Source organism: Magnetococcales bacterium (assembly GCA_015228935.1).
Classification (GTDB): domain Bacteria; phylum Pseudomonadota; class Magnetococcia; order Magnetococcales; family DC0425bin3; genus HA3dbin3.
Map to the genome: position 1 here is coordinate 1 of JADGCO010000007.1, position 14289 is coordinate 14289.

The window sequence follows — 14289 nt, forward strand, 5'->3', positions numbered from 1 at the left end:
GGAGGAAGGGCTGTGCCCTTCCTCCTGGCGGGGTTTGGGGCGGAGCCCCAATAAATTCTTTCTTTCCAATTTTTTTTATCCAAGGGTTAATGGACAGCCTCTAACGGAGAAATATCCCCTGCCACCTCGAAAAGGGAATCCACCACCATGGAGCAAATCGAAGTCGCCAAAATCAAGCCCGGGCAAACCTTGACCCTGGAATTCGGCAACCGGGAAGCCGTCCTGACCAAACTCGATGAACCCAGAAAATTCAAGGTGGAAGAGTGGTTCCCGGAAGAGCAGGAGTTTTACATCCTCGACGACGCCATCGTCGAAGATGAACCCCTCCATTACAGCTTCGAACCCGTCACCATTCCCCTGGCCGAGGCCCTGGCCGAAGACCGACTCAATTTTGGACTATTCAAAAAAGTCAAGGATTTCATGGGACGCCCGGTCGGTGGCATCGAAATGGATGAGGAAGAGGAAGAAGATGCGGATGAGGAAGCCGATACCGCAAAAGGATCTGCCAACAAGGATTCCTGACGATTCTTGTGTTCTGCCGGAAGTGCTTTGACAAGGTTGGTTGCCAATGACGGTCGTCGTTCGATAAGCCTGAAATGCCTTGCCGATCATGGTTGCCAGTGACGGTCTGTGTTTGAAGAATGTCTGAAGAATGGGGGGCTGTCGTGAAAAAGGAACAAATCAAGACTGTTGCAGATATTCTCAATGAAAAGGGCGGCGAAGTCATCAGCACCACGCCAGAAACAACGCTCGCGGATGTCTGCAAAATTCTGCATGGAAAAAATATCGGCGTTGCCCTGGTCAAGGATCAAAAAGGGGCCCTTCTCGGGGTGATCTCGGAACGGGATATCATCCGGGGAATTGCCGAACAGGGCCTGAATATTTTGTGTCAAAAAGTGGGTGACCTCATGACCCGCAAGCTGGTGGTCTGTCGCCCCGACACCCCCCTCGATGCCGTTCTGGGCAGCATGACCGGCCACTGTTTCCGGCATTTGCCAGTCATGGATGGCGAACAGTTGCTGGGTATGATCAGCATTCGGGACGTGGTGAAAACCCGCCTGGCCGATCTGGAAAGTGAAGCCAAATTCATGCGAGAGTACATCCAGGGCATTACTGGTTGAGGGCACCTCAGTCACACACACCGGAGTATTATTTGATCAAGGTAAACCGCTTTAATGATGTGGCCCGGGACACCCTGGATGAGTGGAATTTTTTTCTGGTCCAATCGACCTATGGCATCGGCAAGTTGGAAGGTTTTCAGGAGGGACGGCAGGCAGGTTTGCGGGATGGGATCATATTGATGTTGACGCGCCAGTTGCAAAGTCGCTTTGGTCAGGTACCAGCCTGGGCTGTTGAAAAAATGGCCAGGGCCGAATTGGCCGTTCTGGAAGAATGGTCGCTCCGAATTTCTGTTGCCGGATCACTGGATGAGGTATTTGCGGACAGGGTGTGATGCCTCGAAAAATGGCAGAAGCAGCACGGGTTACGGCTTCTCCAGTCGGGCGATATAATCTGCCGGAACGGCCTCCAGGTCGCGCAGATGCACAGCCCCTCCATCAAGGCCCACCACACGGCTGAGGCTGATGGCTCTTTTGCTGACGCGCAGGAAGGCTTGCCAAAAGGCCTTTGGTACGCTGGCGTGGCCGTTTGCATTGACCTCGAACATGTAGGCTTGCCGAGGCTCAACCTGAAACACCACCCGAAGTTCGGTCAGATTTTCGGCAGTCAGGGTGAAAGAGTCTCCGGGACGCGATGCTGTCGATCCCATCAGTTGCTCGACGGAAAAATCAAGATCCCCTTTTTCATCGAGCTGATAGAGAAAACGCCCTGCTGATTGTCCCTTGCCTGGTGTCATTGTCTGGTAGGGAGATGTGACAAGCCGGTTCATCGGTTTGAGCCATTGGGAAAACGGTGCCATTCCGGAATGTGAGGTCGGGACAGCGACCTTGTTGAGCGAACCTGCCCCAGAAACCGGGGGGATGATCGGCTCCGGCTTGGCTCCCGACTCCGCAGACAATGTGGCCATTTTCGTGTTGACCAAACCCGCACCAGGATCCGGGATCACCGGCTCCGGTCTGGTGACTCCCGAGTCCGCTGACAATGTGGCCATTTTCGTATTGACCGAACCCGCACCAGGATCCGGGATGACCGGCTCCGGCCTGACTCCCGAGTCCGCAGACAATGGAACAGATATGCCATGCATGGGATTTGAACCAGGACCAGGAGTGGGACCAGGAGCAGGACCAGGAGTGGGACCAAGAGTGGGACCAGGAGCAGGACCAGAACTGGAACTGGAACTGGGGCTGGGACCTGGGCTGTAACTGGAACCGGGACTTGAACCTGGACCCGAAACCGGCACCGAGCCAGGACCAGATCCAGATCCAGAAATGAGACCGGAACCAGCACCATGACTGGAATCCGGCAAGGTCACGCGGGACACCAACCCGGATCCGGCTGCGATGACTGGTTTGGGATCTTTTATTTGCATCTCCTGGTACTTGACCATCGCCAGAAACGAAGCCCCGAACAATCCGCCCGCCGTCAGGACTCCAAGAAGCACCCGGGGAAACCGTTTCTCTTGATTCAACAGAGCCTGCTGGCGTTCACCAAGCCTGGTTTGTTCTTCCCGGGCACGCGCACGCTTTTCGCGGGTTCTGGCTTCACGAGCCTTGGCTCTTGCAGCCTTGGCAGCCAGCGCTTCCGCTTCCCGGGCCTTGCGATCCATGGTATCCCCGGCTTCGTCGGCCCCGGCTTCCTGATCCCGGGTTTCCTGAACCATGGTTTTCCAGGTTTCCTGATCCTCGGTTTCCGGATCCAGGGAAGTTCCCGCAATGGCAGCCCGCAGGGCACCGGCTTCGGCCTCGATATCCACGGCACCACTGATGGCATTATCGATCAGGAGACTCCGCAGCAAGGTCGTCCCGGCACGCAGAGCCGCCATGTTGGATGCGTTGGGCAGGATATCCTGATAAAGGAGCTGTTCGGCCAGGGTTTTCAACAGATGACTCAACTGGCGAATGTTCTCCCGGTCAATGGCATCGGCCGCGTCATGGATCTCACGAAAAGTATTAAAAATTCTCTTTCTGGCTACCGTGGACTTGTCCGGGTCGGGTTCACCCAGGAGTTCGATGTCGTTCAGGGTGGTAAACAATTGGCGCAGGGCACCCTGGGCAAACTGGTCCAGTTTCACCAAATCTCTTTGCAACATGGCAGGATCACCAGATTTCAGAATTCAGAATTCAAACCATTTTACCTTGCGGCAGCAGGACGGTCACTGTGGTTCCTTCGGCTTCCGATGTCTGCATGCGGATCTCCCCTTTCTGGGTTTTGGCAATCAGCATGGCAGAATAGGTTCCCAGACCGGTTCCGGTTGCCTTGCCGGCGGTCACATATTTATCAAAAAACCGGGCGCGTATCGCCTCCGGGACAACCCCGAAATTGTGTATGGCAACGGTCGCCATCGCCTCACTGGCCACGGTGATGGTGATGGGGTGTTTCCTGGGAGAGGCTTCGACGGCATTCTTGAGCAGGTTGGCAAACATGGAGTAACTGAGCAGCTCCTCACCTTCAGCCATACAGGTGTCCTGAGCCTCAGCAGGCCGCATCCCTGCCTGAAGGCGCAATTCGATCTGCCTGGTTTTGATCTGGCTGTCGATGTCGGACAGAATCGTCCGAATGAGAGAGAACAACTCCACAGGCTCGGGAGTCAATTGGTAGGTTCCTTTTTCCATCTTCAACATGCCCAGGGAGAGGTTGACCATATTGATCGCCCGGTAGCCCAGATCACTGATGATTTTTATGGATTCCTTTTGCTCCGCCGACAGGGAACCGTCCTGCAACAGGAGATCGGCAAAACCGATGATGCCGTTGATGGGAGATTTCAGGTCATGCCGGGTAATGTGATCGACATCTTTCCGCATTTCTTCGGTCGCTTTCAGGACAGCCAACTCTTCCCTGGCAAGGGATGCGGCTTTTTCTTCGGTCAAGTCACGGGAATAACCGACCGCCCCCATCACTTGGCCATTTTTGTCCCGCAACAGCAAGGCCATGACCCGGGCCGGAAACAGTTCGCCATTTTTTTTGCGGCCCATGATCTCCCCGACAAACCGGCCCTGCGTCCGCATCATTTCACCAACTTTTTCAAATTCTTCCGGGTTACCGTACAGCGCGGCGATCGACATGTCGGCCATTTCGAGTGGCGTATAATTGTAGACCTTCTGGGCAGCCTTGTTGAACACCTTGACTTTGCGTTGGGCATCCACGGAGACGATCATGTCGGCGCTTAAATCGATGATGGCGTCCGTGTATTCGGCTTCCTGGGACAGAAGGTCGATGGATGCTGCCTGAAATCTGCGGTCATCCTGGGTCATGCAAATGTTCCACCGGTCCCCGGATGCCCCTGCCTGCTGGACGGAATTGGTCCTCTCGGGGGTGAACATGACGACCCGGCATGCCGGAACTTGGATCTCTTCTCCGGTATGGTGGATCCGGACAACACGTGCCTGTCGATCAACGGTGGAAAAAATACCAAAGCCTTCAATCAGGACATCCTGCCCTGCTTCCAACGTTCTTTGGATATTGCGTATCGCCGACCTGACGGCACTGCTCGCCTGATCCAGGCTCAATCCGGTATCCTGGGCCACTTTTTCAATAAGTTCCGACCTGTCCATTGTTCATTTCCCTGGCCATGGTCTGCAAATCGGACACAACAGGCAGGAAGTTGACCACCTTTTCAATTGATGACTCAAAACGCTGCCCGGCACCTGGTTTGCTGTTTGCAGAAATGTTTCTGGGACAGTTTTTCATTATTTGCAATAAATGTACACCATTCAAATCGGATGCCGTCCGGTTGCCAAAACCAAACGGACCGGACCGAACGTCCGTTCAAATCGGATGCCGTCCGGTTGCCAAAACCAAACGGACCGGACCGAACGTCCGTCGATGAGGCAGGGCCACACCCAGGCTTTGGATGGCGGCCACATGCTCCCGGGTTGGATACCCTTTATTGCGTTCCCAGCCATAGCCCGGATAGGCATGGGCCAGGTCATCCATGAGGGTATCCCGGGTGACCTTGGCCAGGATTGAAGCGGCGGCGATGGAGGCGCTCAGGGTGTCGCCTTTCACCACGGCCCGGGCGGCACAGGGGAGAGCGGGCGGAACATCGCGCCCGTCTATCAGGAGAAAATCAGGCCGGAACAAATCAGACTGGGACAAATCAGGCTGAAAAGGACCCAACTGGGATAAATCAGACCGGGACGAATCAGGCCGGGATGTATCAGGCCGGAAATCAGACCGGGATGTATCAGGCCGGAGATCAGGCCGGGATGTATCAGGCCGGAGATCAGGCCGGGGCAGACAACACCGAAAATTCGCCACCGCCCGCACCATGGCCAGCAACGACGCCTGACGAATGTTGAGACGATCAATCTCAGCCACATCCGCCATGCCGATCCCGATCCCGACAGCCCGCTCGCCAATCAACCGCGCCAACGACAGCCGCTGATCGGAAGTCAGTTGTTTGGAATCATTCAGGCCATCCGGGGCCGTCGCCTGGTCGAGAACAACCGCTGCTGCGACCACCGGTCCAGCCAGGGGACCCCGTCCGGCCTCGTCCACGCCGCCAACCAGCCGATACCCGGCCTGGAAAAGTTCGTTTTCCAGGTGAAAATCGGGCAGCGAGGTGCCGGGGTGGGGATCCTTTGGGTGGGATTTGGATTTCAGTCCCGTTTTTCCTTGATGCGGGTCGCCTTGCCGGTACGATCACGCTGGTAGTAGAGCTTGGCGCGGCGCACCCGTCCTTTGCGGGCGACCTCGATTTTTTCCAGGCGCGGGGAGTGGAGCGGGAAGACCCGTTCGACCCCTTCGCCGAAGGAGACCTTGCGCACCGTGAAGGTGGAGCGGGATCCGGCGTTATGGCGACCGATGCAAACCCCTTCATAGACCTGCACCCGTTCCCGATTGCCTTCCACGACTTTGACGTGGACCCGCAGGGTATCCCCGGGGCTGAAATCGGGCATTTCCTTGATCATGGCTTGTTCGAATGTTTGCAACACGTTCATTTAGACTTCCCTCCCAACGTCGATCCCGCAATCCTGCGTATTCTTTTCTTCAGATTCCTGGTGCATGGCATCCAGATCCTGTACCAGCGCCCTGACCAGGCGATGTTCGGCTTTGGTCAGGGAGACTCCGTGCAGCAGATCAGGACGGCGCAGCATGGTTCGCAACAGAGACTGTCGCCGCCGCCACTCTGCCACGGCACCATGGTGGCCGGAGCGCAAGATGGGCGGCACTGGCCGACCGGCCCAATTCCACGGTCGTGTATAGTGTGGGTGATCCAACACTCCTTGGTAAAACGAGTCTGCCTGGCAGCTTTCGGCATCGCCGAGGACTCCCGGCACGAGGCGGGCGACGGCGTCCACCACGGCCATGGCGGCAATTTCGCCACCGGTCAAGACAAAATCCCCGAGAGACATTTCTTCATCCACCCGGGCCTGGGTAAATCGTTCATCCACCCCTTCATAATGGCCGCACACCAGAACGACATGGGACAATCGGGCCACTCTTTGGGCATCCTTCTGGGTGAAGGTTTTGCCTTGGGGGGTCAGCATGATCACATGTCCCGGGAAGTCTGCCGTGGCGTGAGCCAGTGCCCGGTCCAGGACATCGGGGCGGAGGACCATACCGGGTCCGCCACCGTAAGGAGCATCATCCACCTGTCGGTGCGGTGGGGGGGCGAAATCCCGAATCTGCACCAGACGTACCGACAACACATTGCGCTCTTGTGCCCGGCCCAGGATGGATCTGGTCAGGACTCCGGTAAACATATCCGGGAACAGGGTCAGAATGGTGAAGCAGAGGGGCGCATTCTGCTGGTCATCCACCAGGGTTACCTTCCTTGTTTATTACAGACCGGGCATCAGCGCAACCGTGACAATCTGTTGCGGCAGATCGACCATTTTGACCACGTCGCGGGTGAAAGGCAGGAGCCGTTCCCCGGCATCAGGCGTGGTCAGGATCATCACATCGTTGGCACCGGTGGCCATCATGGCTTGAACCCTGCCCAGTTCTTCGCCCTGTTCGGAGACCACGCGACACCCTTCCAGATCGGCCCAGTAGTAGTCCCCTTCTGCGGGTTCGGGCAGGAGGGTGCGTTCGATCAGCACCTGGACACCCGAGAGACGTTGCGCATCCTCCCGGGAGGTCACTTCGGCCAGGCGCACCACGACCACTTTTTCGCCCTGTCGCCGTCCCGACACCACGGAGACCTTCCGGGGAGGCGACCCGGAGGGGAGTTTCAGATGCCACGCAGGAAACTCCAGGAGACGTTCCGGGGTTTCGGTAAACGTTTGCACCCGAACCTCGCCCTGCACCCCATGGGCACCGACCAGACGCCCGAGCGTCAGCCAACGGACATCCTGGTCTGCCATGGATCAGGGTGCGGTTTGGGGGCGAACCGGTTGGATGCCGGCCAGTTTGATCAGCTTGGCAACGATATCGGAGGGTTGCGCTCCCAAACCCAGCCAATGGGAGATGCGTTCCGCCTTCAAGGTCGCCTTGTCTGACTCTTTGCCGGGATCGTAGGTACCCAGTTTTTCCAGGTAGCGGCCATCCCGGGGCATTCTCTGATCCGCCGCGACAACGGCGTAAAAGGGACGTTTTTTGGATCCTCTCCGCTGCAATCGGATGCGTACAGCCATACCGTGTCCTCTGTTTCCTTTCAAAATCCGGGACCAGCGCCCGGCCATCTTGTGGTTGGGAAAAACCGCTCAAACCAACTCCGGAAAAAGCGTTACATTATTATCGAAGTCGTTCACCCCGTCAAGGTTCCTTTTCAGGTCGTCTTGAAAAGGTACCAGTTGCCTGCCAGCCGTTCCACCATGATGTATGCATCGGGGGTCATGGCAGGGGGCTGTTTGCCATCCGGGACAAAGAGAAAGCCGACGCTGTTGTCCAGGATGCCACCGATGGTGATTTCCACCCAGCCGGCATCCAGATCCAGTTTGGCCGAGGTCAGGAAAAGCTGGCGCGCCATCCTGGTGACAGCCGCCGTTTGTCGGGCCATGGCATGGTTGGCGAGGTCGGTGAGACGCTCTTTGTTGGATTTGAAATAGTCGGCCAGTTCCACATCCCCCAGCGCGGTCAGGCGCATGTTTTGATACCTCCACTCCTCGTCGTCGGAACGATGCTGTTTGCCTTCCAGCTCCTGCAAGACAATCCAGAATGGACCGTACAAGGCAAGACAACGCACGGCACCGAGTTTCCAGACTCCCTGCTCGTAACGCAAAAAGGAGTACCAATCTCTCACATGATTGCCGGCTCTCATGGTCGTCGCATACACCGCATGTTCGGCATTCCGGAACAGGGAACGGCTTTGAATCCGGGCTTCCCGGGGTGACTGTTCACCGACCGTGGTTCGCTGCAAACAGCAGCGGGTCATTTCGCCGGTGTAAACCTCGGCCTTGTTGGCAATACCATCTGGTCCATAAAACCCCTGTAACAACGCCTCAATGGTGTCGGCCTGCACATCTCCCCAGGAAAGCAGGCACAACAAACCCGACAAAGCAACCCATATTCGCATGGTCATTCCCTCTGTAACTGGTTATGTCCACACCCATCCCGGTATCGATACCCGATTTTCTTCCCTCTCACCACCCCTGGACATGGGCGACGATTTGTGCTGAAACTCCCTGGCACCCAATATGAACACGGTTGCAGATAATAACAACATTTTACAGGGAAAGGAGACCATCATGGCCGAGGAACCGCAGGCAGATTTTTGCAAATCTCTGGACAGCTATTGGCGCTACGACCATTTGATCAAAACCTGTGCCCCGGTGGATCCCATCACCACGGCGGTTGTCCATCCCTGTGATGTCGAATCCATCCTGAGTCTCGTCCAGGCATCGCAAGAGCAATTGATCACGCCCATCCTGATCGGACCGGAGCGGAAAATCCGCGAGGCCGCCGACAAGGCCAAGATGGATATTTCCGCCTTCGAGTTGATTTCCGTAGCCCACAGCCACGATGCAGCGGAAAAAGCCGTGGCCATGGCCCGGGCCGGTCAGGTGGAGTCGCTCATGAAGGGGAGCCTGCACACCGACGAACTCATGGGCGAAGTGGTGCGCAAGGATGTCGGTCTGCGCACGGAACGCCGTATCAGCCATGTGTTTCTCATGGACATTCCCGATTTTCCCCGCCCGCTTCTGATCACGGATGCGGCAGTCAATATCTACCCGGATCTGTGGACCAAAAGAGACATTTGTCAAAATGCCATCGATCTGGCCATCGACATGGGCATCACCAACCCGCGTGTGGCCATTTTGTCGGCGGTGGAAACCATCAATCCCGACATGCCCTCCACCATCGAGGCTGCCGCCCTCTCCAAAATGGCGGATCGGGGGCAAATCACCGGCGGCCTGGTGGATGGTCCGTTCGGCTATGACAATGCCATCAGCGTGGAAGCGGCCAAGACCAAGGGAGTCAAGGGTCCGGTGGCTGGCAATGCCGACATTCTGCTCGTGCCAGACCTGGAAGCCGGCAACATTCTGGCCAAACAGTTGACCTACTTTGCCAAGGCAGAGGGAGCCGGGATTGTGCTGGGGGCGCGGGTGCCCATCATCCTGACCAGCCGGTCGGACAAGGCCCACACCCGCCTTGCCTCCTGCGCCGTGGCCGTTCGTGTCGTGGAAGCCCGTCAACGCCGAGCCAGAAAAGCCGCCAAGGATTTGCTCTAGGCCGCGTCTGTTTCGAAGTGTGCAGTTCCGCCGACCATCGTTGCCCAGGATGTTCATTCATGCCCACCATACTCGTCATCAATGCCGGTTCATCCAGCCTCAAGTTTACCGTCTTTGCGAATGATCGCGATGAACCCCGGCGTACCCTGTACGGTCAGATTGAACGCATCACCACCCGGCCCCGGTTTGCTGCCCATGGCCCGGAGGGAACCCTGGCCAGGGATCTGGATCTGGGTGAACAACGTATTGGGCATGAAGCCTGTCTGGGTTTTTTGCTGGATTGGTTGAAAAGCCATACGACGCTCGATGCCGCCGGTCACCGGGTGGTGCATGGCGGCATCCATTTTCGGCAGCCGGTCCGCATCACGCCCGATATTCTCCAGGAACTGGCCACCCTGACCCCCCTGGCCCCTTTGCACCAACCCCACAACCTGGCCGCCATCCGTGCCCTGGAACGCATCTATCCCGGCCTGCCGCAGGTGGCCTGTTTCGATACCGCCTTCCACGCCAACAAACCCCCAGTGGCCGCCATTTTTCCGCTACCCCGGGAGCTGACCGCCTCGGGAATCCGCCGGTACGGCTTTCATGGACTCTCTTACGAGTATATTGCCCGGGTGTTGCCCAGGGTGGCCCCGGAAATTGCCCGGGGACGGGTGGTGGTGGCCCATCTGGGCAGCGGGGCCAGCATGTGTGCCATGCGTGATGGGTGTGGCATCGAAACCACCATGGGCCTCTCCACCGTCGATGGCCTGATCATGGGGACCCGTTGCGGCTCCATCGATCCCGGCGTCATCATGTTTCTGGCCCAGGAACGCGGCTTGTCCCTGGATGAAATCCGGGAGATTCTCTACAACCGTTCCGGCCTGCTGGGGGTCTCCGGCCTCAGCAACGACATGCGGGAACTCCTGAACAGCTCCGACCCCAATGCCATCCTGGCCGTGGACCTGTTCATCTATCGAATCCGGCAACAAATCGGTTCCCTGGCCGCCTCCCTGGAAGGGATCGACGGCCTGGTCTTCACCGCCGGCATCGGCGAACACGCCCCCCTCATCCGGCAGCGCCTCATCACCGCCTCGGCCTGGCTGGGCATGCAGATCGATCCGGTCGCCAATGCCGCCGGTGGTCCCCGCCTGACCACCCCGGAAAGTCCGGTTTCCGCCTGGATGATCCCCACCAATGAAGAAATGATGATCGCCATCCATACCCGGGATACCCTGAGTGAAACCAAACAATCTTGACCAATAGATTCAATATTTTACAGGAGATGAATTCTCCATGACCATCACGTCCCTTGAAATACATGATGGTGATTGGCATTTGCAGGAAACGTGTTTCAACACCCTCAATCTGCTGGTAGGAATCTCAGGTGTTGGAAAAAGCAGACTTCTCAAGGCAATACAAAAAATTTGCCGGGCAGGCATCGTTGGTATGGATGGCTTGCATGAATATTATGATTATTCTGATTGTTCTTGGGCAATCAGTTTCAATGTTGATGGCCAACATTATCGTTGGAAAGCAAATACTTCTACAAATTGCAAAATTCCAGAAACAGACAACTCGCCCAGAGGACTTCTCAGAAGTCCCATATTTTTATACGAGTCAATCGAATTAAATGAAACATTGTGCATTTCAAGAAATTATTCAGAGGGAATATTTTTATTTAACGAAATGCCTTTACCAAAATTAAAATGGACAGAAAGCGCAATTTCAATTTTAAGAAACGAGCCTGGCATAAGTAAAATTTACAGAACCATTAAAAGAATAAACGCAAGCAATGAAATCAATAATTGGCATAGTGTTGACTACGGTTGCAAAATACCAACATACAACACACTACTCGACATTCAATCAGATGTAAACACTCCTCTGATTATTAAGTTTTTTTGCATGCGAGATAAATTTGTTGATCATTTTAACGAAATTAAATATGATTTTGTAAACATATTTCCGTTTGTTGAAGATATCGCTGTAAAAAAAACTATTTCATTCAAAAACAAGCATAACATCCATGACGGTTATTATTTCATCGCAATCAAGGAAATCAATACTGATAAATGGATATCTGGTAAAGATATCTCGACAGGGATGCTCCGCACGTTAAAGATAATATTGGAATTATTCCTGGCTCCAAAAGGATCTGTCTTTCTGATTGACGAATTCGAAAACAGTTTAGGCGTCAACTGCCTGCCACAGGTTGCAGAAGCCGTCAGGACACGTCAGGGAGAAATACAATTTTTCCTGACCAGTCATCACCCCTATGTGATCAACAACATACCCTGGAATTGCTGGAAAGTGGTCACCCGTCAAGGCAGTAATGTCACGATCCGCAATGCCCAACAAATCCCGGAATTGCAAACAGCCTCCTCAATGGATCGCTTCTTCCTGCTCCTTAATTCGGAAAGCTATCGGGAGGGCATTCAATGAATTCGTATTTTCTACAGCAAATCGCGTCCGGGGGCGGTACTCGACTCGAAGAGAATTATCGCAGAGGCTGTCCATGAACTCTCGGATAAAAAAAATTGGAAAGAAAGATTTTATTGGGGATCCGCCCCAAACCCCGCCAAGAGGAAGGGCACAGCCCTTCCTCCTGGACCTCTATCCCAGTCTTTCATTCGTTTTTTTTGAAATCAACAAGTTATTAGACAGCCACTCAAGGAACTGGCCGGACGGTGCCGGGCGACAGGGCATTTGCCCAGTTTGGCGACCCTGCTCAATACCTGGGAAAACCTGGGGGGAAGGGTTCCCGGTTTCAGGGGTTGAACGAAAACGGCGGAACCCGGTCGGCGTCCTTCCTTGGACGCCGACCCCAGTGGTTCCCCGTCAACCCCACACCTGCGTTGTCCGTTCTGGAACATCCGGTTCCTGGAACGAACCTTTTGAAAAGGCCATCCGTGACCTTTTCCGGGCAGGCCGCCGGGCCGACGACGCCACAATCCTGCCGTCGGTGATCCATTGTACCTGACCAACCAGCGGCGCTCCTTCCCTGGAACGCCCGGGGCCGCAATCCTTGCGCCCCGCAGAAGAGTTCAGTGATGCAGGACCTGTTGCTGCATCAACATCAACACCGGTTGCACCGTCACCCAATAGAGCAACACCCCACCGGGAACATGAACCAACCAGAGACGCAGCCACTCTTGCCATTTCATCGCTGTCACTCCTCTTCAAAAGCATGTGTCTCGTCCTCATCCTTGAGACCTTGACGGTGGGCCATCCCTGCCCTCCGGCTTTTGTCCTATTGTATGAAATTATTGTGCCAACTTGGAAAATAGACCCTGAACTCAAACAGGGAGGCTCTCCCGGGAAAAAAAAGCCCCGTCCAGACAACTGACGGGGCTGCCCAGAAACGATTTCCCACCGGCGAGGGTGATTCGGGGTGGGAATCATGACAATCAACTTGGTTGGGGGACTGAATTATTGCAGGCGTCCGCGTTGGACCTGGAGTTTTTCCAGGGTCCCTTTGGTGCTGGCCGGGATTCCATCCCCGGAGCCATGCCACCAGCCACGCACATTGGCTTGCGACGTTTGCAGATCCCTGGCCAGAGCCCGGATATAGACAGGCGGAATCAGGCCTTCTCCATACAAACATCCCGCGATTTGTTGCAGTTCATGCACGGTCACAGGTCACTCTCCCTCCTTGGAAATCAGGCCAATCCATTGAAAAAACCGGCCTTTAACCTGCCGGGGCAATCCCGCATCCCTGGGGAAACCCGGCACCTGGCGACTGTCACGCAATTTTCCTGCCATTTATGACAGGTCCTGTGGCAAGGCCCGTCCGGGACAAAGAACATTCGCATATGCCGACCTGTTGGCGCTTTTGCCAATATTTTGTCGTCGGGACCGATTTCCTGCCCCCCACGGTACGACCCGAGGATCCCTCTTTCTTTTTTGCGCAACGTCATGTATCAAGGTTGGGAGCGACCGGGGATCGAATTCAATCCTGTCCGGGACAATTCATGGGCCAGATTATTCAAGGTGAGGCGGCAAAATGGCATTTTTTAACAAGAATAAAGATGATCAACCCAGGATTGCCTCACCCGTGACAGCGGTCAAAAGCGAGCCACCCGCCAAAATTGAGCCACCCGCCAAAATTGAGCCATCCGCCAAAATTGAGCCGCCCACCCAAGGTGAGTCATCCAGGGAAGGACCATCCAAGGGCAACACCATCAGCAAAATTGCATCGCCCATGCAAGCGGCCAATAGCGGACCACCCGAGGTCGATACCGGCCAGACAACAGTCATTGCCTTTGGAACCCGGATCAAAGGCGAGATGGAAGCGCGTGGCACGTTGCAGGTGGATGGTGACGTGGACGGTCAGATTGTCACGGAACACCTTGTCACCATCAGCAAAACCGGACGTGTCGAAGGGACTCTCCGTGCCCGGAAACTCGTGATCCTTGGCTATTTTCATGGCCAGGCGGAGTGCGATGAGATTGAAATCCTGGCTGGCGGTCATGTCACCGGACAGGTTTTGTCAACAATCATGATGGTCGAGCGCGGAAGTTGTTTTGCCGGGGAGAGCCGGATCAAGGAACCGACCCCCCAATCAAGCAAGGAA

16 protein-coding genes are annotated in these 14289 nt (G+C 55.6%); 7 read left to right on the top strand and 9 right to left on the bottom strand.

Features of this window, described 5'->3' with window-relative positions; translation table 11 throughout:
• Positions 1-147 precede the first annotated feature (147 nt).
• From HQL65_03400 to HQL65_03410, 3 genes are all read left to right on the top strand, one after another.
• Entirely contained in the window at positions 148-522 is a 375-nt protein-coding gene (locus HQL65_03400; GenBank protein MBF0135258.1) for a hypothetical protein, read from the top strand.
• Positions 523-665: 143 nt separating this feature from the next.
• Positions 666-1121, top strand: a complete 456-nt coding sequence (locus tag HQL65_03405; GenBank protein ID MBF0135259.1) for a CBS domain-containing protein — start codon at positions 666-668, stop codon at positions 1119-1121.
• A 32-nt stretch (positions 1122-1153) separates the two neighbouring features.
• Entirely contained in the window at positions 1154-1453 is a 300-nt protein-coding gene (locus tag HQL65_03410) for a hypothetical protein (protein ID MBF0135260.1), read from the top strand.
• A 30-nt stretch (positions 1454-1483) separates the two neighbouring features.
• On the opposite strand, the gene HQL65_03415 is transcribed toward HQL65_03410, so the two are convergent.
• The 8 genes from HQL65_03415 to HQL65_03450 form a co-directional block, all read right to left on the bottom strand.
• Positions 1484-3208, bottom strand: coding sequence for a hypothetical protein (locus tag HQL65_03415; GenBank protein ID MBF0135261.1), 1725 nt, complete (start codon positions 3206-3208; stop codon positions 1484-1486).
• Positions 3209-3239: 31 nt separating this feature from the next.
• Entirely contained in the window at positions 3240-4670 is a 1431-nt protein-coding gene (locus HQL65_03420) for an HU family DNA-binding protein (protein MBF0135262.1), read from the bottom strand.
• A 214-nt stretch (positions 4671-4884) separates the two neighbouring features.
• Positions 4885-5445, bottom strand: a complete 561-nt coding sequence (locus tag HQL65_03425) for a hypothetical protein (GenBank protein MBF0135263.1) — start codon at positions 5443-5445, stop codon at positions 4885-4887.
• 272 nt (positions 5446-5717) lie between these two features.
• The gene (gene rplS, locus HQL65_03430) at positions 5718-6059 is read right to left on the bottom strand and encodes a 50S ribosomal protein L19 (protein MBF0135264.1); all 342 of its coding nucleotides are present in this window, start codon (positions 6057-6059) and stop codon (positions 5718-5720) included.
• Complete coding sequence (gene trmD, locus HQL65_03435) at positions 6060-6824, bottom strand: tRNA (guanosine(37)-N1)-methyltransferase TrmD (protein MBF0135265.1); 765 nt, start codon at positions 6822-6824, stop codon at positions 6060-6062. It abuts the gene before it with no gap.
• Positions 6825-6902: 78 nt separating this feature from the next.
• The gene (gene rimM / locus HQL65_03440; GenBank protein MBF0135266.1) at positions 6903-7427 is read right to left on the bottom strand and encodes a 16S rRNA processing protein RimM; all 525 of its coding nucleotides are present in this window, start codon (positions 7425-7427) and stop codon (positions 6903-6905) included.
• A 3-nt stretch (positions 7428-7430) separates the two neighbouring features.
• Positions 7431-7697, bottom strand: coding sequence for a 30S ribosomal protein S16 (rpsP, locus tag HQL65_03445; protein ID MBF0135267.1), 267 nt, complete (start codon positions 7695-7697; stop codon positions 7431-7433).
• A 134-nt stretch (positions 7698-7831) separates the two neighbouring features.
• Positions 7832-8578 (bottom strand): hypothetical protein, encoded by a 747-nt coding sequence (locus HQL65_03450; GenBank protein MBF0135268.1) that lies wholly within the window; start codon positions 8576-8578, stop codon positions 7832-7834.
• Between the two features lie 121 nt (positions 8579-8699).
• Here HQL65_03450 and HQL65_03455 point away from each other — a divergent pair, with 121 nt between their 5' ends.
• The 3 genes from HQL65_03455 to HQL65_03465 are packed head-to-tail and all read left to right on the top strand — an operon-like array spanning position 8700 to position 12158.
• Positions 8700-9734 (top strand): bifunctional enoyl-CoA hydratase/phosphate acetyltransferase, encoded by a 1035-nt coding sequence (locus HQL65_03455; protein ID MBF0135269.1) that lies wholly within the window; start codon positions 8700-8702, stop codon positions 9732-9734.
• A 59-nt stretch (positions 9735-9793) separates the two neighbouring features.
• Positions 9794-10972, top strand: coding sequence for an acetate/propionate family kinase (locus tag HQL65_03460; GenBank protein ID MBF0135270.1), 1179 nt, complete (start codon positions 9794-9796; stop codon positions 10970-10972).
• 37 nt (positions 10973-11009) lie between these two features.
• Positions 11010-12158: an ATP-binding protein gene (locus HQL65_03465; protein ID MBF0135271.1), complete on the top strand. Its 1149-nt coding sequence runs from the start codon at positions 11010-11012 to the stop codon at positions 12156-12158.
• 987 nt (positions 12159-13145) lie between these two features.
• Here the strand turns inward: HQL65_03465 and HQL65_03470 are convergent.
• Positions 13146-13352 (bottom strand): hypothetical protein, encoded by a 207-nt coding sequence (locus HQL65_03470; GenBank protein ID MBF0135272.1) that lies wholly within the window; start codon positions 13350-13352, stop codon positions 13146-13148.
• A 367-nt stretch (positions 13353-13719) separates the two neighbouring features.
• On the opposite strand from HQL65_03470, the gene HQL65_03475 reads away from it, so the two are divergent.
• The coding region (locus HQL65_03475) for a polymer-forming cytoskeletal protein (protein MBF0135273.1) at positions 13720-14289 on the top strand (570 nt) is incomplete at its 3' end.

Excerpts from the sequence above, each read along its gene's own strand:
- HQL65_03400 (MBF0135258.1), top strand. The coding sequence starts at position 148 with ATGGAGCAAATCGAAGTCGCCAAAATCAAGCCCGGGCAAACCTTGACC.
- HQL65_03415 (MBF0135261.1), bottom strand. The coding sequence starts at position 3,208 with ATGTTGCAAAGAGATTTGGTGAAACTGGACCAGTTTGCCCAGGGTGCC.
- HQL65_03420 (MBF0135262.1), bottom strand. The coding sequence starts at position 4,670 with ATGGACAGGTCGGAACTTATTGAAAAAGTGGCCCAGGATACCGGATTG.
- HQL65_03425 (MBF0135263.1), bottom strand. The coding sequence starts at position 5,445 with ATGGCGGATGTGGCTGAGATTGATCGTCTCAACATTCGTCAGGCGTCG.
- rplS (MBF0135264.1), bottom strand. The coding sequence starts at position 6,059 with ATGAACGTGTTGCAAACATTCGAACAAGCCATGATCAAGGAAATGCCC.
- trmD (MBF0135265.1), bottom strand. The coding sequence starts at position 6,824 with ATGTTTACCGGAGTCCTGACCAGATCCATCCTGGGCCGGGCACAAGAG.
- rimM (MBF0135266.1), bottom strand. The coding sequence starts at position 7,427 with ATGGCAGACCAGGATGTCCGTTGGCTGACGCTCGGGCGTCTGGTCGGT.
- rpsP (MBF0135267.1), bottom strand. The coding sequence starts at position 7,697 with ATGGCTGTACGCATCCGATTGCAGCGGAGAGGATCCAAAAAACGTCCC.
- HQL65_03450 (MBF0135268.1), bottom strand. The coding sequence starts at position 8,578 with ATGCGAATATGGGTTGCTTTGTCGGGTTTGTTGTGCCTGCTTTCCTGG.
- HQL65_03455 (MBF0135269.1), top strand. The coding sequence starts at position 8,700 with ATGAACACGGTTGCAGATAATAACAACATTTTACAGGGAAAGGAGACC.
- HQL65_03460 (MBF0135270.1), top strand. The coding sequence starts at position 9,794 with ATGCCCACCATACTCGTCATCAATGCCGGTTCATCCAGCCTCAAGTTT.
- HQL65_03465 (MBF0135271.1), top strand. The coding sequence starts at position 11,010 with ATGACCATCACGTCCCTTGAAATACATGATGGTGATTGGCATTTGCAG.